Annotated in this window: 18 protein-coding genes; 16 read left to right on the top strand and 2 right to left on the bottom strand. The window is 57.0% G+C overall.

All coding sequences use genetic code 11. The features are described 5' to 3' along the window. Window positions 1-168: 168 nt before the first annotated feature. The 11 genes from PHP98_08805 to PHP98_08755 all read left to right on the top strand — a co-directional run bounded on the left by PHP98_08805 (window position 169) and on the right by PHP98_08755 (window position 11,322). Window positions 169-870 carry a MotA/TolQ/ExbB proton channel family protein gene (locus PHP98_08805; protein MDD5483732.1) on the top strand — a complete coding sequence of 234 codons (702 nt, stop codon included), beginning with the start codon at window positions 169-171 and terminating at the stop codon, window positions 868-870. Continuing rightward, window positions 867-1,358, top strand: a complete 492-nt coding sequence (locus tag PHP98_08800) for a biopolymer transporter ExbD (protein ID MDD5483731.1) — start codon at window positions 867-869, stop codon at window positions 1,356-1,358. The genes PHP98_08805 and PHP98_08800 overlap by 4 nt, the downstream gene beginning before the upstream one ends. Further along, window positions 1,355-2,107 (top strand): hypothetical protein, encoded by a 753-nt coding sequence (locus PHP98_08795; protein MDD5483730.1) that lies wholly within the window; start codon window positions 1,355-1,357, stop codon window positions 2,105-2,107. Before PHP98_08800 ends, PHP98_08795 begins: the two co-directional genes overlap by 4 nt. Window positions 2,108-2,227: 120 nt before the next feature. Further along, window positions 2,228-3,541, top strand: a complete 1,314-nt coding sequence (hisD, locus tag PHP98_08790; GenBank protein MDD5483729.1) for a histidinol dehydrogenase — start codon at window positions 2,228-2,230, stop codon at window positions 3,539-3,541. Beyond that, window positions 3,542-4,600: a histidinol-phosphate transaminase gene (gene hisC, locus PHP98_08785; protein ID MDD5483728.1), complete on the top strand. Its 1,059-nt coding sequence runs from the start codon at window positions 3,542-3,544 to the stop codon at window positions 4,598-4,600. It begins immediately after the preceding gene. An 8-nt stretch (window positions 4,601-4,608) separates the two neighbouring features. Continuing rightward, window positions 4,609-5,199, top strand: coding sequence for an imidazoleglycerol-phosphate dehydratase HisB (hisB, locus tag PHP98_08780; protein ID MDD5483727.1), 591 nt, complete (start codon window positions 4,609-4,611; stop codon window positions 5,197-5,199). 10 nt (window positions 5,200-5,209) lie between these two features. Then, window positions 5,210-5,932 carry a 1-(5-phosphoribosyl)-5-[(5-phosphoribosylamino)methylideneamino]imidazole-4-carboxamide isomerase gene (hisA, locus tag PHP98_08775; GenBank protein ID MDD5483726.1) on the top strand — a complete coding sequence of 241 codons (723 nt, stop codon included), beginning with the start codon at window positions 5,210-5,212 and terminating at the stop codon, window positions 5,930-5,932. Between the two features lie 21 nt (window positions 5,933-5,953). After that, window positions 5,954-7,273 (top strand): pitrilysin family protein, encoded by a 1,320-nt coding sequence (locus PHP98_08770; protein ID MDD5483725.1) that lies wholly within the window; start codon window positions 5,954-5,956, stop codon window positions 7,271-7,273. Between the two features lie 20 nt (window positions 7,274-7,293). Further along, window positions 7,294-8,499, top strand: coding sequence for an AsmA family protein (locus tag PHP98_08765; GenBank protein MDD5483724.1), 1,206 nt, complete (start codon window positions 7,294-7,296; stop codon window positions 8,497-8,499). Window positions 8,500-8,647: 148 nt separating this feature from the next. Next, a complete protein-coding gene (locus tag PHP98_08760; GenBank protein ID MDD5483723.1) occupies window positions 8,648-10,252 on the top strand; it encodes a hypothetical protein in 1,605 nt (534 codons plus the stop codon). A gap of 14 nt (window positions 10,253-10,266) precedes the next feature. Continuing rightward, complete coding sequence (locus tag PHP98_08755; GenBank protein MDD5483722.1) at window positions 10,267-11,322, top strand: DUF933 domain-containing protein; 1,056 nt, start codon at window positions 10,267-10,269, stop codon at window positions 11,320-11,322. 97 nt (window positions 11,323-11,419) lie between these two features. Here the strand turns inward: PHP98_08755 and PHP98_08750 are convergent, their stop codons facing one another. After that, window positions 11,420-12,634, bottom strand: coding sequence for a peptidylprolyl isomerase (locus PHP98_08750; protein ID MDD5483721.1), 1,215 nt, complete (start codon window positions 12,632-12,634; stop codon window positions 11,420-11,422). A gap of 138 nt (window positions 12,635-12,772) precedes the next feature. After that, window positions 12,773-14,200 carry an RNA polymerase factor sigma-54 gene (rpoN, locus tag PHP98_08745; protein ID MDD5483720.1) on the bottom strand — a complete coding sequence of 476 codons (1,428 nt, stop codon included), beginning with the start codon at window positions 14,198-14,200 and terminating at the stop codon, window positions 12,773-12,775. Between the two features lie 147 nt (window positions 14,201-14,347). Between rpoN and PHP98_08740 the strand changes: the two genes are divergently transcribed. From PHP98_08740 to PHP98_08720, 5 genes are all read left to right on the top strand, one after another. After that, on the top strand, window positions 14,348-15,133 hold the full coding sequence (locus PHP98_08740; GenBank protein ID MDD5483719.1) for an MBL fold metallo-hydrolase: 786 nt from the start codon (window positions 14,348-14,350) through the stop codon (window positions 15,131-15,133). Between the two features lie 92 nt (window positions 15,134-15,225). Continuing rightward, on the top strand, window positions 15,226-15,969 hold the full coding sequence (fabG, locus tag PHP98_08735; GenBank protein MDD5483718.1) for a 3-oxoacyl-[acyl-carrier-protein] reductase: 744 nt from the start codon (window positions 15,226-15,228) through the stop codon (window positions 15,967-15,969). A gap of 58 nt (window positions 15,970-16,027) precedes the next feature. Continuing rightward, window positions 16,028-16,267: an acyl carrier protein gene (gene acpP, locus PHP98_08730; GenBank protein MDD5483717.1), complete on the top strand. Its 240-nt coding sequence runs from the start codon at window positions 16,028-16,030 to the stop codon at window positions 16,265-16,267. 102 nt (window positions 16,268-16,369) lie between these two features. Continuing rightward, on the top strand, window positions 16,370-17,605 hold the full coding sequence (gene fabF / locus PHP98_08725) for a beta-ketoacyl-ACP synthase II (GenBank protein ID MDD5483716.1): 1,236 nt from the start codon (window positions 16,370-16,372) through the stop codon (window positions 17,603-17,605). An 82-nt stretch (window positions 17,606-17,687) separates the two neighbouring features. After that, window positions 17,688-19,337 carry a lipopolysaccharide kinase InaA family protein gene (locus PHP98_08720; GenBank protein MDD5483715.1) on the top strand — a complete coding sequence of 550 codons (1,650 nt, stop codon included), beginning with the start codon at window positions 17,688-17,690 and terminating at the stop codon, window positions 19,335-19,337. The last annotated feature ends 69 nt before the right edge of the window (window positions 19,338-19,406 follow it).

The following is a 19,406-nucleotide window of genomic DNA, read 5'->3' as shown; positions in this document are numbered from 1 at the left end:
AATGTCGGGCAGGGCGCCTTGGATGATGATCCGGTCAAAACACGAATAGGCGCCGAGAATGTCCTCGGTATGCCGTTCAAGAAATGCTGTTTGCATAATGAACCTCCTTGTTGTCACAAGGTTGTATTAAAAAATTATCACCCGGCATAGCCGGGTTGGGGAGACACAATGGAAAAAATCCTGATTCAGGGCGGCCCGTTGTTGTGGTTGATCCTGCTTGGCGGTTTGGCCGCGCTGGGTATTTTTTTTGAGCGCTGGTTTCACATCCACCGCGCGCAGATTAAAACCGACGACTTTTTGAACGGAATATTCAATATTCTCAGCCGCCATAATATTTCCGAAGCCCTGACCATTTGCAAGGAAACGCCCGGACCGGCGGCCTACCTCGTGCGCACGGCGATCATGCATTTCAACCAACGGCTTACTGCCATAGAGCGGGCAATTGACGCGGCGGCCTTGACGGAAATCGCCCGCCTGGAACGCCATTTCGCCACGCTGTCCGCCATCGCCCACCTCGCCCCTTTGCTCGGCCTGCTCGGCACGGTCGCGGGCATGATTCAGGTCTTTATCGCCATTCAAAAGAAATCCCCCCTTGTGCCGGCCGCCGACCTGGCGGGAGGCGTCTGGCTGGCATTAACCACGACCGCCGCGGGGTTGATCGTGGCGATTTTTGCATACTTTGCCCACAATATTTTAGTCTCCAAGGCATCGGCGATTATCCTGGACATGGAACGGACCGCCAATGAAACCACCGGCTTTTTGTCCGGCCTGCGCGCCGGGCAAAACGGCAATAACAAAAATCCGCAGCCGGGCGCCCCGGACCGGGACGCGGATTGTTGCGACCGTGCGGCCGCGGAAATTGAATTATGAACCATGAACCCGGCAACCCAGCGGGCGGCAATGCCGACAAACCGCAAATGGACGGACGACGCTGGCGGAAAATGCGCCTGAACTCGCGCTTGTTCCGTCATCCGTTCGGGTTGATCCCGTTCCTCAACGTTTTCCTGCTGATATTTTTCTTTGTCGTTTTTAATTCCGCTTTTGTTCTGAAGCCGGGCATTAAAGTGCAGCTGCCGGTCGGCGGTTTTCAACAGGGGGCGTTATACAGTTCCCGGGCGGTGATCCTGACCCAGGAAGGGCTTGTTTTTTATAACGACGAGCGCGTGCCGCTGGATGCGCTGGGAAACGCCCTGTGCGTTTCAACCGGCAAAGACGACGCCATGCCGCTCACGATTGAGGCCGATTTGCGTGTTCCCTACGACACCATCATCCGGACCCTGAACATGGCCGCCGCCGCCGGGATAAGCAATATTTTTCTCTCGGTCCGGCCGACTTTCGGCGAAGAATTCATGCCATGAAAAAACTGCCCTGCTTGTCGCCCTTCCTCTGGCCGGCCCTGCTTGCGTCTATTGCGCTTTCCCTCCTCGCAATTCCCATTCTCCTGCTTGAGAAAAACGCACCCCCGGCTTGCCCGGTCGCCGGGCCGGCAGAGATCAGATACGCCATGAGATCCGGCATGCCGGTTGTGGAAAGCAACGAAATCGCGGAAATCCGCGCGCTTTATGCGCCCGATCTTTTTGCCTCGTCAAGAAACAATCGCCTGCCCGCCATGCCGTCTGAGAAAGGCCGCCCCGTTCCCCCGGACGTTATTCCGCCGGAAAATCTCCCGATCCCGGCTTTCCCCGCGGCTCCGGGCAAAAACGGCGCCGAGCCCCCCCCTGTGCGGAAGAGAAAAATTGAGCATGACGCGCCTGAACCGGAACGGCGTTTCCATGCCGCCGGCCGGCCGGATCAACAGGCAAAAAACAGCGCCCGGGGCGCGGCTGGAAAACAGGCGAAACTTTACGTTGAACTTGAAGGCGGATTGAAAAATTATCCTATTAAGCCGGACTATTTTCAGGATATTATCCCCTTCGGCGGACAAAAACCCTGGTCCATCCGCGCGGAAATACGCCTCAACGCCGACGGACAGGTTGAACAGGTATTGGCCGAACCATCCGGTTGTGCGCCGGACCTTTGCCGGGAAATCGTCAAAAGGCTTTACCTACTCCGCCCGGCCTGCCCCGCGCAGGCCGGCGAAGGCGCCGTGACCATAACCTGCCAGTGAAAACATTTGCGGATGCTTTCTTGCCTCCCGCTCCCCATTTGAAACTTGATCTTTTCGGAAACGGCCTTATTGTATGAATGGATTTGGTTGTCAGCCGGAAACGGCAAATCTGAAAGCAAAATGTCAGCGGAAGAATCAATAAACATTCAAACCGCCAAATGGGCGCCGGATAACCAGCCGGAATGCGTCCTCGCCTTTCTCAAACGGCCGGCCATTGACCGCAAAGCGGAGGAATCGGCGCGGGAAATCCTGAATGCCGTCCGGCAGGAAGGCGACGGGGCCGTGATCCGTTTTGCGCGCGAATATGACGCCTGCCATCTCACCGCCGGCTCCCTGCGGGTCAGCCCGCGGGAAATGAATGAAGCCCGCGAAAAAACGGGCAACACCTTTATCGCGGCGGTCCGCGAAGCGCACCGGCGGATCATGGCCTTCGCCAGGGCCGGAATGAAAAAAAACTGGTTCATGCCTTCGCCGAAAGGCGGCATGCTGGGCGAACAATTCGCGCCTCTGGAACGGGTCGGCATTTACATTCCCGGCGGACAGGCCCCTCTCGTGTCCACGGCTTTGATGACAGCCACCCTGGCAAAAGCGGCCGGCGTGCCCGAGATTGCCGCCTGTTCGCCCGTCGGCTCCCCGTCCCAAATGAATCCTTTCCTGCTGGTGGCGCTGGAAATGGCCGGGGCAACCGAAATCTACAAGATCGGCGGCGTTCCGGCGATCGGCGCCTTGGCGTACGGCACACAGACCATCGGCAAAGTCCAGAAAATAGTCGGACCAGGCGGCCAATACGTTACCGCCGCCAAGCGCCTGGTCTATGGGGAAGTGGCCCTTGATCTTGTGGCCGGTCCAAGCGAAATCGCGATTATGGCTGATGATTCCGCGCCGCCGGAAGCCGTGGCCGCCGACTTGCTTTCCCAGGCCGAGCACGGCACGGGTTTTGAAAAAACACTGCTGGTTACACCGTCGGAAAGGCTTGTCTCCGCCGTCCGCGATGAAATCATGCAACAGATAAATTATCTGGGCCGGCGCGCCGCCATCGGGAAAGTGCTCGCGAACGGGACCATGCTGGTTACGGTCAACACGCTTGACGCGGGCATGGAGCTGTGCAATCGTTTTGCGCCGGAACACCTTGAAATCATGGTCCGGGAGCCGCGCAACTGGCTTAAAAAAGTGCGGAACGCCGGCGCGGTGTTTATCGGCCCGTATTCCCCTGAATGCGCGGGCGACTATGCCGCCGGTCCCAGCCACGTTTTACCGACCGGCGGCACGGCGGCAATGTTCTCGGGGCTGACCGCCGACGATTTTCTTAAACGCACCAGCGTAATAGCCTTCACCCGGGCCGACCTCCTTAACACGCTGGAAATCATAAAAACCGTCGGCGGCGCCGAAAACATGGATGCCCACGTCAATTCCGCCCTGATCCGATTCAAATAAATGAGCGCGCTCATCAGAAACTGCATCCGGAAAATGTCCGCCTACGTCCCCGGCGAACAGCCCGCGGATCCCGCCGTGATCAAGCTGAACACCAACGAAAACCCCTACCCCCCCTCCCCGGCCGTTATGAAGGCGCTGCAAAAAATTGACGGCGACATGCTCCGGCGTTATCCGGACCCGGAATGCAAAGAACTGCGCGCCGTCATCGCCCGCCTGCATAAATGCTCCGCCGAAAACGTGTTTGTCGGCAACGGGTCCGACGAAATCCTGGCCCTCTGCTCGCGGGCGTTTGCGGAAGACAACGACCAGATCGCCTTTTTTGAGCCATCTTATTCTCTGTACCCGGTTCTGGCGCGCATTCGCAATGTCAGGAGCAGAATTATCCGTCCGGGGAAAAACTTCCAGTGGCGGATGCCGGTTGATTGCAAGGCCGGGCTTTTTTACATGACCAACCCCAACGCGCCGACCGGCGCTCTTTATCCCGGGCAAGAAGTGGCCCGATTCTGCCGGCGTTTTGCCGGGGTGGTTGTCCTGGACGAGGCCTATGTTGACTTTGCCCGCGAAAACTGCATGCACCTGGCGCTGAAACTGAAAAACATCCTGGCCCTCAGAACGCTTTCCAAGTCGTATTCGCTCGCCGGCCTGAGGGTCGGCTACGCCGTCGGTGCAAGGGAACTGGTTGCCGCCCTTTTCAAAATCAAGGATTCCTACAATGTTGACAGAATTTCCCAGGCGCTGGCCATGGCGGCCCTCAAGGACCAGGCTTACATGCGCGCCAACGCGCGGCGTATCATCGCCTCCCGCCGCCGGCTTTCCGGTTCGCTCGCCGCCCTGGGATTCACGGTCCTGCCCTCGGACGCCAATTTTGTCTTCGCCAAACCCTCCGGAAGCGCGGCAACCCTCTACCGCCGGCTGCGCGCCCGGAATATTCTGGTGCGCCATTTTGCCGGCAGGAAAACCGGCGATTTCCTGCGGATCACGGTGGGCACCGACCGCCAGATCAACGCGCTGCTGAAAGCAATCCCCGCCATCCGCGGGGATAAGGAACGTGGGGAGTGAAAAATAAAATGAAAAAAAGGACAGCGGAAATCCGCCGGGAAACCCGGGAAACGAAAATCAGCATAAAGCTCAATCTGGACGGCGAAGGAACGGCGCAGATCAATTCCGGGATGCCGTTTCTGGACCATATGCTCACGCTTCTGGCGCGCCATTCGCTTTGCGATATTTCTCTCAAGGCGCAGGGAGACCTGGCCGTTGACTTCCACCATACGGTGGAGGATATCGGCCTCTGTCTCGGCGCGGCCCTCAACAAGGCGCTCGGAACCAGGCGGGGCATCCGGCGTTATGGTTTCGCCTACGCCCCCATGGACGAGGCCCTCAGCCGCGCCGCGGTTGACATGGGCGGGCGGCCGTTCCTGGTTTATCGCGTCGCCAGCAAGCGCCGCAAAATCCTTGAATTTGACCTGGGCCTGATCGCCGAATTCATGCAGGCTTTCTGCGTTCAGGGCAAGCTGAATCTGCATCTTGACCAATTGTACGGACACGAGCCGCACCACGCCTATGAATCCATGTTCAAGGCCCTGGCGCTCGCTTTGCGCGCGGCAGTTGCCCGCGACTCAAAAGAGAAAAACATTCCTTCCAGCAAGGGGCGCTTGTAGGATTTCATCTATGCCGAATTGTATGGTCATTCCCGCCATTGATCTCCGCAACGGAAAATGCGTCCGGCTGCGGCAGGGGAATTTTGCCGAAGAAAAAATTTACGCCGAAGACCCGGTAAAAGCCGCCCGGCAATGGGAAAACGACGGGGCCGGGTGTCTGCACGTGGTGGACCTGGATGGAGCGCGCTGCGGCCAGCCGGTGAACAGCAAAATTATCCTGAAAATCGCCGCCGCCGTAAAAATTCCGGTGCAGACCGGCGGCGGATTAAGGACCGCATCCCAGATTCAGCGCTTGCTGGACAACGGCGTCAGCCGGGCGATTATCGGCACGGCGGCCTGCGAGTCCGACGACGTTGTCAAACCGCTCATACAAAAATTCAAGTCAAAACTGGCCGTCGGCATTGACGCCCGCGCGGGTCTCGTCCAGACCAGGGGATGGACGCATACCACCGCCCTGAAGGCCGCCGACCTGGCCGGCCGGCTGGACAAAATGGGCGTGGCAACCCTGATTTACACCGATACGCACCGGGACGGCATGCTGACCGGGCCGAACCTGGAAGGAATCGCGGACTTGTGCCGGCGCGTCAAATGCGGCGTGATCGCCTCCGGCGGAGTGTCATGCGTTGACGATATTATTAAACTGCGCGCGCTTGCTTTGCAAAATTTAACAGGTATTATCGTGGGGAAAGCGCTTTATGAAAGAAAAATCCCCTTTTCAATTTTGCACGAATAACGGTTTTATCGGGAGAAAATGATGCCAAAAACAACATGTCCGCCGTCCGATTTGACAATGATGGAAACCAGGGAAACCCGGCTGGGTAACGGCATCCGCGTGGTAACGGCCGCGTTGCCCCGGGTGCAAAGCGTGGCCGTCGGCGTCTGGGTCGGCGTGGGCGGACGTTATGAATCCGCCAAGTTCTCCGGCATCAGCCATTTTATTGAACATTTGCTTTTCAAAGGAACCGAGCGGAGAAAAGCGCGCGACATTTCCCGGGCCATTGAAGGCCGCGGCGGCATCTGCAACGCCTTCACCCAGGAGGAGAGCACCTGCTACTACGCCCGCATCGCCTACGACCACGCCTGGAAAACTTTTGATATCCTGAGCGACATGTACCTGCATCCCCGGTTTGACCAGGCTGACATTGACCGGGAAAGAGGCGTGATCGCGGAAGAAATCATGATGTACCGCGACCAGCCCGAACACGTCGTGCAGGAAATGCTGATTGAAAACCTCTGGCGCGACCATGAACTCGGGCGGCCGCTGATCGGCTCGCCGGAGACGCTTAAAAACATCAGCCGCGAACAGATCATCGCCTTCAAAAGAAAAAAATACGTGCCGGAATCCACCGTGCTCACATTCACCGGCAAGGTGAACCACGATGAATGCGTTAAAAAAGCCGCGCAGCAAGTGGGGCACGTCCGGCCGGCCCGCGCCCCATCCTACCGGCTCGTCAATGCCGCCGTTCCCCAGCGCAACATGGCGCTAAAAGGACGGGAAATAGAACAGACGCACATGGCGCTGGGTTTCAGGATATTCGGGCGCCATGACAAACGGCGCTACGCGCTCAAGGCACTCAACGTGATCCTCGGCGAAAATATGAGTTCCCGGCTGTTCCAGACCATCCGCGAGAAAAACGGCCTGGCTTATTCCATCAGTTCGGGCATGCAGCTTTTCGCCGAAACCGGCGCGCTGGTGATCAACGCCGGCCTGGATAAAAACCGCCGCGAAAAAGCCGTGGAACTGGTCTTGCGGGAAATAAAAAGACTGAAGGACGAAGAAGTCGGCCTCAAGGAATTGAATCTGGCAAAAGAATATATCGTCGGCCATTTGCGGCTGGCGTTGGAAAGCCCGCTCGGCCAGATGATGTGGCTCGGCGAGCACATCCTCAACTACGGAACGGTCATCCCGCCGGAAGAGATCGTGGCGGCCGTGGCCGCGGTCCGGGCCGAAGATGTGCAGAAAACCGCCGCGGCCGTTTTCAAGGACCGGCTGGCGACGCTCGCCATCCTCTCGCCCGGAGTATCCGAAACGGACCATAAAATCATGAGCCAGATGCTGGCGGCGCTTTCATAAAAAAATAACGGAGCAAGACAATGATGAAAAAAATAATTTTAGCCGCGGTAATCCTGTGCATCATCCTCGTAATCGGCCTCCAGTTCTTTCTCGCCTACGGTTTGACCGATTCCCTCCGCAAATGGGTGCTGCCGGCCGTCAAAACGAAATATGACACGGATGTTTCCGTCCGCAACATCAGCGTCAACCTTCTGGGGGGAACGCTTAATATCCATGGCATTCAAGTGGCCAATCCGCCCGGTTTTGACGAACCGGCCATGCTCGCCATTGAAAACTGCGGGTTAAAAGTGGGATTACCCGCGCTTTTCAGGACCGGCGGCGCCGACATTCAAAAATCCGTTCTCAAAAACGTTTCCCTGACCATTGTCCGCGACAAAAACGGCGCGCTCAACCTGGACCCGCTTCTCAACGCCATGCAGTCCCCGGAAAGGCCGGCGGGAAGCGGCGGGGGCGCAGCCGAGGCCGGGCAAGACGCAGCCGATTCGGACCGGGCCTCCTTTCCGAATATAATCGTCAAAAAAATGGAAATGGCCGCCCGGCTGAATTATTTTGACTGGCAAGTCGGCCAGCCCTTCAAGCTCGGGATTGAAACGGAACTGCAATTGAGCAACATCGCCAATTACGGCCTGGACGATTCGCTTTCCGGAATAATCAACCTCCACGGCAATATCCTGGAAAACGGACGAAAATGCGCCTTTGATTTAAACGGTAGGATATCGCCGATCGCCGACCCGTTAACGGTTTCCTTTGATCTCTCCGGTTCCATGCAGACGTTAGACCTGCAAACCTTCAAGGAATTCATTGAAAACATCGGACTCAAAGAAGGCAAGGCTTCCGGAACGATAAATCTCGTCTGCCGCAAAGGCCGGTTTGATCCCGAAAAATCCGTGCTGCGTCTCAAGCTCAGCAATATTGTCCCGACCGAGGAAAAGGCCAAAAAAATGGGCGGCATTCCCATGCCCGCAACACTCAATATTATTGTTCCGGTCAGCGGCCCCCTTGCCAATCCGCAGATTAACGTCACCGAAGCCTTTTTCAAGTCAATGACCAGCGAGGACACCGTCAATTCCATCCTCCAGGGCATAATTGATTCCAAGACGGAAAAGGCCCAGAATCCGGAAAAAGACGGCAAACAAAACGATAAATCCGGATCAAAAACGCCCGCCCCGAAAATATCAGAAATCAAAAGCATGTTCGGCGATATACTCGGTGGTGCGGAGAAATAAAAACGCGGTTTGACCGTTCCGTTTGAACCCGGGCCGCGCACAGCGCGCGGTTGGGCAGGCGTATGATCCAGCCTGCGCAGCCAGTGCGGAGCAGGCCGGTTTTGCGGAGAAGCTCACAACATCAACAATGGACCGTCGGCCGTTTATTTTGGATGGCGGCGCTGCCGCCGGGGGACCATGGCTGGCACCTTGCGGCCTGGCCGCCCTGCTCGCCGCGCTCGGCCTCATGGCCGCCGGCCTGATTTTCGGCAACCTGAACCAGGACGAGGGCTGGTATCTCTACGCGGCCGGCCTTATCTCTTCCGGCAAAATACCGTACCGCGACTTTGCTTTCACGCAAGGGCCGGTCATGCCCTTTGTTTACGCGCTTGCCGACCCCCTCGTCAAGTGGGGCGGCCTGGCGGCCGGGCGGGTGTTTACCGGCGCGCTCGGGCTGGCCGGCGCCATCCTGGCCGCATGGCTGGCCGGAAGACTGGCGCGTCCCGGACAGAAGCGCCCGGCCGTTATCCTTTGTTTTATCCTGGCGTTGGTGAATATTTACCAGGGTTATTTCTGCACGGTCGTTAAAACTTATTCGCTGACCATTCTGTTTCTGATAGGCGGGTTTTTGACTCTTCATCACGCGCTTGCGCGCCGCCGGGTCATGGCGCTGACGCTTTCGGCGGCTTTATTCGTTCTGGCGGCCGGAGTCCGTTCCTCGGCCGCGGTTGTGCCGCTGGTTATTTTCTGTCTGTTATGGCTGGAGCGTGGAAAATTCCTCTTCCCGGCCTGGATTTACTTTGCCGCCGGCGGAATAATTACGGCCATTTCCGTCTTTGGTCCTTTCCTCGCGCAATGCGCGGCCAACTTCATTTATTTTGTCGTCAGTTACCACGCCCTCCGGGACGAAAACGGTTTTTTGCAGGCCATGGCGTTCAAAGCCGGTTTCATATCGCGCTTTCTCCAGGCTTACTTTGTCTGTTTTGTTTTCTGGGCGGCGGCGCTGGCGGCAAAACGGTTCCGGAAAAACGATTTTGCCGGGGAAGCGGCGCATGATTTTCCGATATCTTCTTTCCTGCGGCGCTGTGTCTGGCTCAGCGCCCTTGCGGTCAGCTTGCTTCATTTGGCGGCCCCTTTTCCCTACGACGATTACCAGGTTTTCGTTTATCCGCTCTTTGCAACCGCCGTAACGCTCATGGTTATTGACGTTTTGCCGGCGCGCGCCGGAACAATTGCGGTATTAACCGCGCTGGTTCTTTCCTGCGCCGCGGCCGTTTCCTCTCCGGTCAACCAGGACTGGTTTATTGAAGGCCGCGAACTGATCTGGTGGAAAACGAGGAATCAGCCCCCCCTCGTCAAACTGCGGCAGACCGCCGCCAGGGTCCGGGCGCTCACCAACCCTGAGGACTTTCTTCTCACCCAGGACCCCTATCTGGCGGTTGAATCCGGCCGGCCCCTGCCGCCCGGCCTTGAAATGGGGCAATTCAGTTATTTCCCGGATTTGACCGACGAACAGGCGAAAAAACTGAACGTGCTCAACCGCAACCTCTTTGCGGAACTGCTGCGGAATTGCGGCGCGCCCCTGGCTGCGCTCAGCGGTTATGCCTTTGCGATTCAGTCCCCGCAAATCACGCCGCTTCGCCCGGACGACAGAGCGTGTTTTGAGCGAATCATTCACAGCCGTTACGAACTTCTGGAAACAATCCCTCATTTCGGCCAAGCCGCGACCGACTTGCGCCTGTACCGCCGAATGGCCGCTCCGGGACGGCGGTGATTTGTGTATATAAAATGAAAGTCGGACTGCTCGGATTTGCTCAATCTGGAAAAAAAACTTTTTTCTCCCTGCTGACGGGGAGGAAACAGGACGGGTCCATCGCGCTCAAAGAGGGGGAGGCGCTGGAAGGTATCGCGCCGATCCGCGACCCGCGGGTTGACGCGCTCGCCGGTCTTTTCAAACCCGAGCGCGTCAAATACGCCGAAAACATTATTGTCCTTTGCCCCGACCTTACGCCCCCGGGCTCGGCGGGCGCCGCGCGCGCCTGGCTGGAGAGCGCGCGCAAATGCGATTTACTCTGCATATTGATCCGCTCCTTTTCATCGGACGCGGTTTATCACCCACTCGGCGACGTCAATCCGGAACGCGACCGTAACGCCCTGGAATCGGAAATTGTTCTGGCCGACCTCGAAATAATTGAAAAAAGGCTGGAAAGAATTGAACGCGAAAAGAAGGCCGGCCAGACCCCGCGGCAGATACAGGAGGAAAAAACACTGCTGAAAATCAAGGGAACGATTGAAAAGGAAATGCGGCTCTGCGCCCCCGTCCTGGACAGGCAGGAATCGGACTCAATCAAAAGCCTGGCCCTCCTTATCCTGAAGCCGGTCATCTGGGCTTATAACGTAAATGAAGACCAGCTGGGGAAACAAGTCCATCAACAGACCGGCAATATCTTCAATATCTCCTGCCGGATTGAGCAGGAAATAATGGCGCTGGAAAATCAGGCGGAACGGCTGGACTACCTCAAAGAGATCGGCGTTTCATCGTCGGGACTGGACCGCCTCAATCAGGCGGCCTACGATGCGCTCGGTTTAATGTCGTTTTACACCGTGGGCGGAGACGAAGTGCGCGCCTGGACAATCCGCAAGGGCGCTCTGGCCCCGGAGGCCGGCGGGAAAGTGCATACGGATATTGAGCGCGGATTTATCCGCGTGGAAATCATCAAATACGACGATTTAATCGCCGCCGGAAGCGAAGCCGCCGCCAAAGCCCGGGGAAAAATGCAGGTAAAAGGACGCGACTACGCGATCGCGGACGGCGACATTTGCCACTTCCGTTTCAACGTGTGAACCGCGAGGTCCGCCGGCCGAAAATGTTGCTATTTAGCTATCCGCAGAGAGCCCGTTAGCCCCCCGGAAAACTCAAAAATTTTCCGCGCCAGGAAAATTATTTCTTATCGGCGGAGGGCTCGCCGGATTTTTCCTTGCCGGGCTCCGCGGTTCCGGCTTCTTCTTTCCCTCCGGCCGGCATAAAGGGCATTCCCGCGGGCAAACGGGCCGGCTTGAGCGATTCGCCTTCCTTGGTATAATCAATCTTGGCGGCGTCCTTGAGCTGCGCGACCAGCGCGCCCATCTTCTCCTGGACTTTTTTGCCTTTCAGGCGGAAAGCAATCTGGCCCTTGACATCCTCAAACGGCTTGGTCTGCGCCGGGTTATGCGCGATGGTCTGGATGATATGATAACCGAACTCGGTCTCAACCACCCCGCTGATTTCATTGGTCTTCAACGAAAAGGCGGCCTCTTCAAAAGCCGGCACCATGTTGCCGCGCGGAAAATCGCCGAGGCTGCCGCCCCTTGCTTTGCTGGGACAATCGGAATTTTCCTCGGCCAGCTTGGCAAAGTCGCCGCCCTTGTTCAGTTTCTTAAGCAAATCTTCCGCTTTTTTCTTCTTGGATTTTTTCGCAGAATCATCGTCGGTTGCGTCAATCGCGATCAGGATATGCCGGGCATTGATGGTCTCCGGCGTTTCAAAAAGGGACGTTTTGTTTTCATCATAATAGGTTTTGATTTCCTCGTCGGTCGGCGCGGAAACTTTCAGCAGCTTTTCAATCTTAATCTGCTCGTTGACGTCTTGTTCAAAAGCATCGCGGCTGATGTTGTTTTTTTTCAGGAAATCATCAAGCGTGGTTTTTTTCGGCAGGCTCGTCTGGAACAGATTTATTTCCCCGGTTGTCTCCTCCGGCGTTACGGCGATTTTTTCGCGTTCGCATTCGCCGGCAATCAAACGGCGGACAATGATGCCCTCCATGATCTGGGGTTTTACGCCTTTGATCATGGCTTCAAATTGTTTCGGGGGGATGCCGCGCCCCTCCATCATTTTCCGGATCTGGCCAAGCTCTTTGTCCAAATCAGCCTGGGTTATGTCCTGATCGTTAACCTTGACCAGGACCGTTTCCGGCGCGAGGGGCAGGGTTTTTTCCGCGGTTTCGGCCGGTTCCGTCCGGGCGGTTTCCGCTGTTGTTTCGGACTTCAAGGATGCGTCCTCCCCGGCTTTCACCGCGTCGGGTTTTGATGTTTCGGCCTCCTTGGCGGCGAGCGCCGGCATGGTTCCGAATACCGCCAATGCAAAAACGGCGCAGAGCATGATTCGTGCAATCTTCATGGAATCTCCTTTTTTAATCAACAGGTCGTTTCCCCAGCGTTTACTTCCGGATAAGATGGACTTTTGCGGCGGGTTTGTCAAATGCAATCCAGCATTAAATTCAATGCGCCTGCAAGATCCGTGTCCGGCGGCCGGGCCTCAGCCTGACCGGCGGATATGGGAAGGGGGTATTTTGAGAGCCAGGCGATATTTTGCCACCGTGCGCCTGGCAATCTGCAATCCGCGGGCGCTTAAACGTTCAAAGATTTCCTGGTCGGAAAGAGGATGCGCCGGGTCTTCCTCCGCCACCATCCCGGCCACCAGGTCCTGGATCGCCTTGTTTGAGACGAGATGCCCGTCGCTGGTTTTAAGACCGGGGGTGAAGAAATATTTCATGGCAAAGACCCCGCGGGGGGTTTTCATGAACTTATTGGCCACACAGCGGCAGACCGTGGTTTCGTGCAATCCGATCCGGCGGGCCACGTCCGACATGGTCAGCGGCTTCAGGAAAGCGACGCCGGAATCAAAAAAATCCGATTGAACCTTGATTATTTCCACGGCAACCCGCCGCAGCGTATGCTGGCGCTGTTCAATGCTCTTCATCAGGAAAAGAGCCCCTTTGACCTTCTCCATGATATATTTCCTGACCTCTTCCGTGCTCTGCGCGCCGGACATCAACTGCTGGTAATACCGGCTGATGCGCAGGCGGGGGATGCGCTCGTCGTTCAAAACCACATGATAACCGTTTTCCCCCTTTTCCACGAAAATCTCCGGAAAAATATACGGCGCGGTTTCGCCGCCGAACGCCAGTCCCGGCCTTGGATCAAGCGTGGCAATCATTTTGGCGGCCGTCCGGACTTCATCGTCCGCGACGCCCAGCGCCCGCGCCATTTCGCCGTAATTTCTGGCCGCAAGGAGATTCAGATGATCGCTGACAATCCGCGCGGCCAGGGAGGAATCGTGGCCGAAGCGCTGCAGTTGAAGCAGGAGGCAGTCCTTGAGGTCGCGCGCGCCGACGCCGACGGGGTCAAAATCCCGGATGACCGCCAGGACATCATATAAACATTCGGCCTCATACCCCGCCGAAACGGCCAGCTCCTCTATGCTCTGGGTCAGATAACCTTCCTCGTTAATACTGCCGATAATCAATTCGCCGATGCGGCGGTCGCGGTCGGACATTTCAAGCATGGCAAGCTGTTTGGCCAGATGCTCCTGGAGGGATTCGTCCGGCGCGCGGACTTCCAGGGCATAATCCCGCTTTTTTTCGGCGGCGGCGTTGTACGGCTCGTATTCCTGGAGAAAGTAATCATGGGTTTCCCTGTCCAAACGCATCAAAACTTCAAAATCTTCCTTGAAATTCAGCTCTTTGGCGTCCACCCGCGTGTCGTCCGCCGACTGCGGGTCCAGCGCAATTGAATCATCGCCCTTTTCTTCAAGCACCGGATTCTGCTGCAGTTCCTTCTGGATCAAGGCGCGCAATTCAAGCACGGGAACCTGGAGCAGTTCCAGCGACTGCCTCAATTGCGGCGCCAGAACCTGCAGCTGGCGCTGGTCCTGCCTTAAAGTCAATCCCGGATTGTTGAGCATAATTATCCTTCCGGGAAAATAATAACCATTTGAATATCAGATTCAAGCTGTTTTGAGGCAACCGGCGGATTTTTCTGGAACAAACGCGGGGAATCGGGTAAATATGCTCGCCTTTGCCTGCGGTAAATTTTATATTCGCCACCAACCATGAAAATATGCATTCTGGCCAGCGGCAGTTCCGGCAACTGCATTTTTGTCGGGACAAGCCGGGAACGCGTGCTGATTGACGCCGGCTTAAGCGCCAGAGAAACCGCCCGGCGCCTTGAGCAGATCGGCGTTGCTCTTTCCACGATCTCGGCGGTCTGCCTGACCCATGAGCATTCCGACCATATCGCCGGGCTGGCAATGCTGCAACGGCGCTACGACCTCAAAATCTTCGCCAATTCAGGCACGATTGAAGCCATCCGCCGCAACGCCAAAATGCGCCATTTGCAGTGGCAGACCTTTTCCACCGGGATGCCTTTCCAAATCGGCGATCTTACCTTTACCCCCTTTCCCGTATCCCACGATGCTTATGAGCCGGTCGGTTTCATCGCGGCCGGCGGAAACACGCAGGTGGGGATTGTCACCGATATCGGCGCGGCCACCCATCTCGTCCGGGAACACCTGCGCCGCTGCCAGGCGCTGATCATTGAAGCCAACCACGATGAGGGGCTTCTCTCGGGCGCGCGGCGGCCCTGGATGCTCAAACAGCGCATTGCGGGAAGACAGGGACATATGTCCAACGCCGGCGCGGCGCAAATAATCGCGGAAACGGCCTCGCCTGAGCTCAGGCAGGTGTTTTTGTGCCATATCAGCCGGGACTGCAACCGGCCGGAACTGGCGTTAAAAGAGGTTAAAAACTCGCTGGCCCGGCGCGGAATGGCAAACATTCAGGTAAGCGTCACTTTTGCAAACCAGATCAGCGAAATCTGGACCGACGAGAAAAAATGAAATAAATATGAAACAAAATCTGGACTAATTTCGATTTTCTGCTATATTCGCCCCCGTTTTACTTTTAACCCGTATCCATGGTTTGACAATAAATGCAAGGATTTGAAAAGAAAGTGGCGTTGATTACCGGCGCGGCGCGCGGCATCGGGCGGACAATCGCCGAAAAATTCGCGCAGGCGGGCGCCGATGTCGCATTATGCGATTTGAACCGCGAATGGCTGGATGAAAGCCTTGCGGCCTGCGCTTCAAAAGGACGCAGGGCCGCCGGCTACGCGGTTGATGTAAGCCGGGGGGAAGACGTCCAGAAAACAGTTGAAGCGGTCATGAGCGATTTCGGCCGGATTGACATTCTGGTCAACAACGCGGGCATAACCCGCGACGGATTCCTTTTGAGAATGTCGGAACAGGACTGGGACGCCGTATTGAATATTAACCTGAAAGGGACTTTTCTATTCACCAAGGCCGCCGCAAAAATCATGTTAAAACAACGTTCCGGCGCAATTGTTAATTTAGCCTCAATTATCGGCTTGATTGGAAACGCGGGACAGTGTAATTATGCGGCTTCAAAAGCGGGGGTAATTGCCCTGACGAAATCAGCCGCGAAGGAACTGGCTTCGCGGAATATTCGCGTCAATGCCGTTGCGCCCGGCTTCATTACGACTAAAATGACGGAAGTTTTGCCGGAAGATATCCGGACAAAAATGCTGGCGGCCATTCCCGCAGGACGGTTTGGCAGGCCCGATGATGTCGCCGATGCGGTTCTGTTTCTGGCCGGCGGCGAATCAGCATACATCACCGGTCACGTCATCAACGTCAGCGGTGGAATGGTAATGTAAATTAGGCCGCTGTTCTCCACCGGACGTGGAAACAACGGCGGAAAAACAGGAGGAAAAAATGGCGCTTGAAGATAAAGTGCGTGATATAATCGTTGAACAACTGGGAATAAATGCCGAACAGGTTACTCCGGAAGCCTCGTTTATTGAGGATCTGGGGGCCGACTCGCTGGATACCGTTGAACTGGTCATGGCGTTTGAAGAGGAATTCGGCGCCGAAATTCCCGACGAAGAAGCCGAAAAACTGACGACCGTCGGCGCGGTAATTAATTACCTCAAGGAAAAGGGCTTTGGCGGTTAATGCCGCCGTTGTTATCTGGAAAAGGCCGGGAACTTCCGAAAGTTACCCGGCCTTTTTACCAAAAACCGTCGTTCTGAAACGTCAATTATCGGTTATCACTAAATGCGTAAAGTTGTTATCACCGGCATAGGATTAGTCACCCCGTTCGGCTGCGACCTGCGGAGCTTCTGGCAGAAAAACGTCTCCGGCGCGTCGGGCGTCCGCCGGGTCAGCCGTTTTGACGTTTCACCCTACCCATCGCAAATCGCCGGCGAGGTAACGGATTTCAACGTTGACCTCTTCTTAAGTAAAAAGGAACAACGCCGGACCGATCTGTACTGCCAATACGCCCTGGCCGCCGCCAAGCTGGCTTTAAAAGACTCCGCGCTGGACTGCGCTAAAATAAATTCCGAGCGCGCCGGGGTGATCGTCGGTTCCGGCATCGGCGGACTGCAGACCCTCCAAATCCAATACAAGCTTCTCCTTGAAAAAGGGCCGGGAAGGTGCAGCCCTTTCATGATACCCGAAATGATCAGCAACATGGCGGCGGGACTGATTGCCATTGATTTCCAGATGAAAGGGCCGAATTATGCCGTGGTCAGCGCCTGCGCCACCGGCGCCCATGCCATCGGCGACGCGCTCCGCATCATCCAGCGCGGCGACGCCGACATCATGGTGGCGGGCGGTTCCGACGCCAGCGTGTGCGTGCTCGGTTTCGCCGGGTTCTGCGCCCTGCGCGCGCTCAGCACGCGCAATGACGAGCCGGAAAAAGCGAGCCGCCCTTTTGACGCCGAACGCGACGGGTTTATCATGTCCGATGGAGCGGGCATCCTAATTCTTGAAGAATATGAGTCCGCGCGGCGGCGCGGCGCCAATATCTACTGCGAATTATCCGGCTACGCCGCCACATGCGACGCCTTTCATGAGACGGCCCCGGCCGAAGACGGCAGCGGCGGCGCGCGCGCCATAACCATGGCGCTGGAAGATTCCCATGAAAACTCCGCCGCCGTTGACTACATCAACGCCCACGGAACAAGCACCAAGCTCAATGACAAGTGCGAGACGCTGGCCATAAAAAAAGCTCTGGGTGAAGAAAACGCCCGCCGGGTAATGATCAGTTCCACCAAATCCATGATCGGCCATCTGCTCGGGGCGGCCGGCGCGGTGGAGGCCGCGGTCTGCGCCCTCGCCATCAGGCACAGCGTGGTTCCGCCCACAATCAATTATACCACCCCGGATCCGGACTGCGACCTGGACTACGTGCCCAACACGGCCCGGGAAAAAAAGATCAGACTGGCATTGAGCAACTCACTCGGGTTCGGAGGCCATAACGCCACGCTTGCCTTCCGGGCAGTATAAGCGCAAACAGCACAGAGCGGATGGCGCGGGACAGATAAAAAACCATTTGACGCCCGCGGAACGCCGTCCGCCAATCTTAGACGTGAAAGCCGTTAAAACAATCCGTCTTGCCTGGCTGGTCGTCGGCGCATGCGTCCTGTTCGTCTGGATTTCAGCCGTAATAACCCTTGGGATTGTCAATCTGGCGCAATACGCCGACACCCCTTTTGGAACCTATTTGATGGACAAGGGCGGCGAACGGATAATGCGACGCGTTCTTCTGGCAGGCGCGGTGGCGGTCGGCATCCTGCTCCTTAAAAAATTCGGCTGGAGGGGCTGGCAAGATTGCGGCTGGACCCGGGACACAGCCGGTTTGCCGCGCCGCGGCGGGATCAATTTTCTGCAGGGCGTTGTGCTCGGGTTCATAACCCTGGGAAGCATGGCGGCCGCGACGATTGTCCTGGGACTGCATAATTTCAAGCCCATGCAAGCCGCCCCCGCGCATCTGGCCGGTCTGGTATTGCTGTTTGCCGCTTCCGGCCTTTCCGTTGCGCTGGTGGAAGAAACCATCTGCCGCGGCATGATGTTCCGCGTTTTTGCCCGAGCCTGGAATCTCTGGACCGCCGCCCTGGTTATCAGCGTCGTTTTTGCCGCCGCGCACTTCGCGGGCCCCGCCCAGGCTGCTTTTCACGGCGATTCATTCATAGCCATCACGCTCAATATAACCGCGGCGACCTTCGCCAGCTTTCTTCCTCCCCCTTCCGAAATAATCCGCTTCGTAAACCTCGCCCTGCTCGGCCTGGTCCTCTGCGCATTCGTCATGCGCACGCAGACAATCTGGATGAGCGTCGGCGCGCATGCCGCCTGGGTTTTCACCATAAAACTCCATTCCCACTTTACCGCGCTGAATCCGGCGGCGGCCGCGGCAAGCTGGCTGGGGAAAAGAAATGATTTCATGGATTCGCCGGCGGTGATCCCGCTGTTCGCCGTTTTGATATTTGGCGCGCTCTGGAAAAACGGGCAAACCGGCTCACCCGCGCAAATCCACGGCCAAACATGGCGCATTCTTCCGGCGGCCTCCGGTAAACTGGAAGCTTTCTTCCGGGCCGGCGAGGAGCTTTTTTCCGGCGGCCGGACACTGAAATCATACCCCGGCTGCCGGGTCGCCAGCAAAGACGGGCTGGTGTTGAAAAAATACCGGCCGAAAAATTTCATGAACGGCCTGCGGTTTGCCTTCAAGCGCGCGCGCAGCCGGCGCGCGTTTCTGCTGGCGCAACGGCTGGCCGCAGCCGGCCTGCCCACCCCCCCCGTGCTGGCCTGGTCGGCCTCGCGCCGGTTCGGACTGCTGATGTCGGAAGCCATGATCGTCAGCGAAGTCCAAAACGCCGAACCGTTGACGGACTGGCTGAACCAAAAAACGGGCGATCGCGCAACGCGCGCGAAAGTCATGGCGGCCTATGGAGTTTTAATGGCGGACTTTCACCGCCATAACTATTCAAACCGCGATTTTAAACATGAAAACGTAATGTGTTCCAGAGAAAACCCCTGGATGCTCTGCGCCGTGGATCTGGATGGAGTCAGAAAACTGCCGTTTATCACCCGGCGCCGGACCGGGCGCGATCTGATGCGCGTGGGAAATTCGCTGGCTTCGCTCGGCTGGACGGACAAGACCGAAGTTGATTCCTTTTTTGCGGCTTATAACAACCGGGTTCCCCCCAGACTGCGCCGTCATGCTTTTCCCGGAAACACTTGATGAAAATCACGCTGGTTAACCCGAAGGCCTCCCCAAAAATGCCCTATGACGGCCCGCCCCTGTCTATTC

It is taken from the genome of Kiritimatiellia bacterium (genome assembly GCA_028715905.1).
Classification (GTDB): Bacteria; Verrucomicrobiota; Kiritimatiellia; order JAAZAB01; family JAAZAB01; genus JAQUQV01.
Note: the sequence above shows the minus strand (reverse complement) of the source record. Positions and strands in the feature narration are given on the sequence as shown.

What these genes read in the sequence shown, in the direction of transcription:
- PHP98_08805 (MDD5483732.1), top strand. Translation starts at nt 169, where the DNA reads ATGGAAAAAATCCTGATTCAGGGCGGCCCGTTGTTGTGGTTGATCCTG.
- PHP98_08800 (MDD5483731.1), top strand. Translation starts at nt 867, where the DNA reads ATGAACCATGAACCCGGCAACCCAGCGGGCGGCAATGCCGACAAACCG.
- PHP98_08795 (MDD5483730.1), top strand. Translation starts at nt 1,355, where the DNA reads ATGAAAAAACTGCCCTGCTTGTCGCCCTTCCTCTGGCCGGCCCTGCTT.
- hisD (MDD5483729.1), top strand. Translation starts at nt 2,228, where the DNA reads ATGTCAGCGGAAGAATCAATAAACATTCAAACCGCCAAATGGGCGCCG.
- hisC (MDD5483728.1), top strand. Translation starts at nt 3,542, where the DNA reads ATGAGCGCGCTCATCAGAAACTGCATCCGGAAAATGTCCGCCTACGTC.
- hisB (MDD5483727.1), top strand. Translation starts at nt 4,609, where the DNA reads ATGAAAAAAAGGACAGCGGAAATCCGCCGGGAAACCCGGGAAACGAAA.
- hisA (MDD5483726.1), top strand. Translation starts at nt 5,210, where the DNA reads ATGCCGAATTGTATGGTCATTCCCGCCATTGATCTCCGCAACGGAAAA.
- PHP98_08770 (MDD5483725.1), top strand. Translation starts at nt 5,954, where the DNA reads ATGCCAAAAACAACATGTCCGCCGTCCGATTTGACAATGATGGAAACC.
- PHP98_08765 (MDD5483724.1), top strand. Translation starts at nt 7,294, where the DNA reads ATGATGAAAAAAATAATTTTAGCCGCGGTAATCCTGTGCATCATCCTC.
- PHP98_08755 (MDD5483722.1), top strand. Translation starts at nt 10,267, where the DNA reads ATGAAAGTCGGACTGCTCGGATTTGCTCAATCTGGAAAAAAAACTTTT.
- PHP98_08750 (MDD5483721.1), bottom strand. Translation starts at nt 12,634, where the DNA reads ATGAAGATTGCACGAATCATGCTCTGCGCCGTTTTTGCATTGGCGGTA.
- rpoN (MDD5483720.1), bottom strand. Translation starts at nt 14,200, where the DNA reads ATGCTCAACAATCCGGGATTGACTTTAAGGCAGGACCAGCGCCAGCTG.
- PHP98_08740 (MDD5483719.1), top strand. Translation starts at nt 14,348, where the DNA reads ATGAAAATATGCATTCTGGCCAGCGGCAGTTCCGGCAACTGCATTTTT.
- fabG (MDD5483718.1), top strand. Translation starts at nt 15,226, where the DNA reads ATGCAAGGATTTGAAAAGAAAGTGGCGTTGATTACCGGCGCGGCGCGC.
- acpP (MDD5483717.1), top strand. Translation starts at nt 16,028, where the DNA reads ATGGCGCTTGAAGATAAAGTGCGTGATATAATCGTTGAACAACTGGGA.
- fabF (MDD5483716.1), top strand. Translation starts at nt 16,370, where the DNA reads ATGCGTAAAGTTGTTATCACCGGCATAGGATTAGTCACCCCGTTCGGC.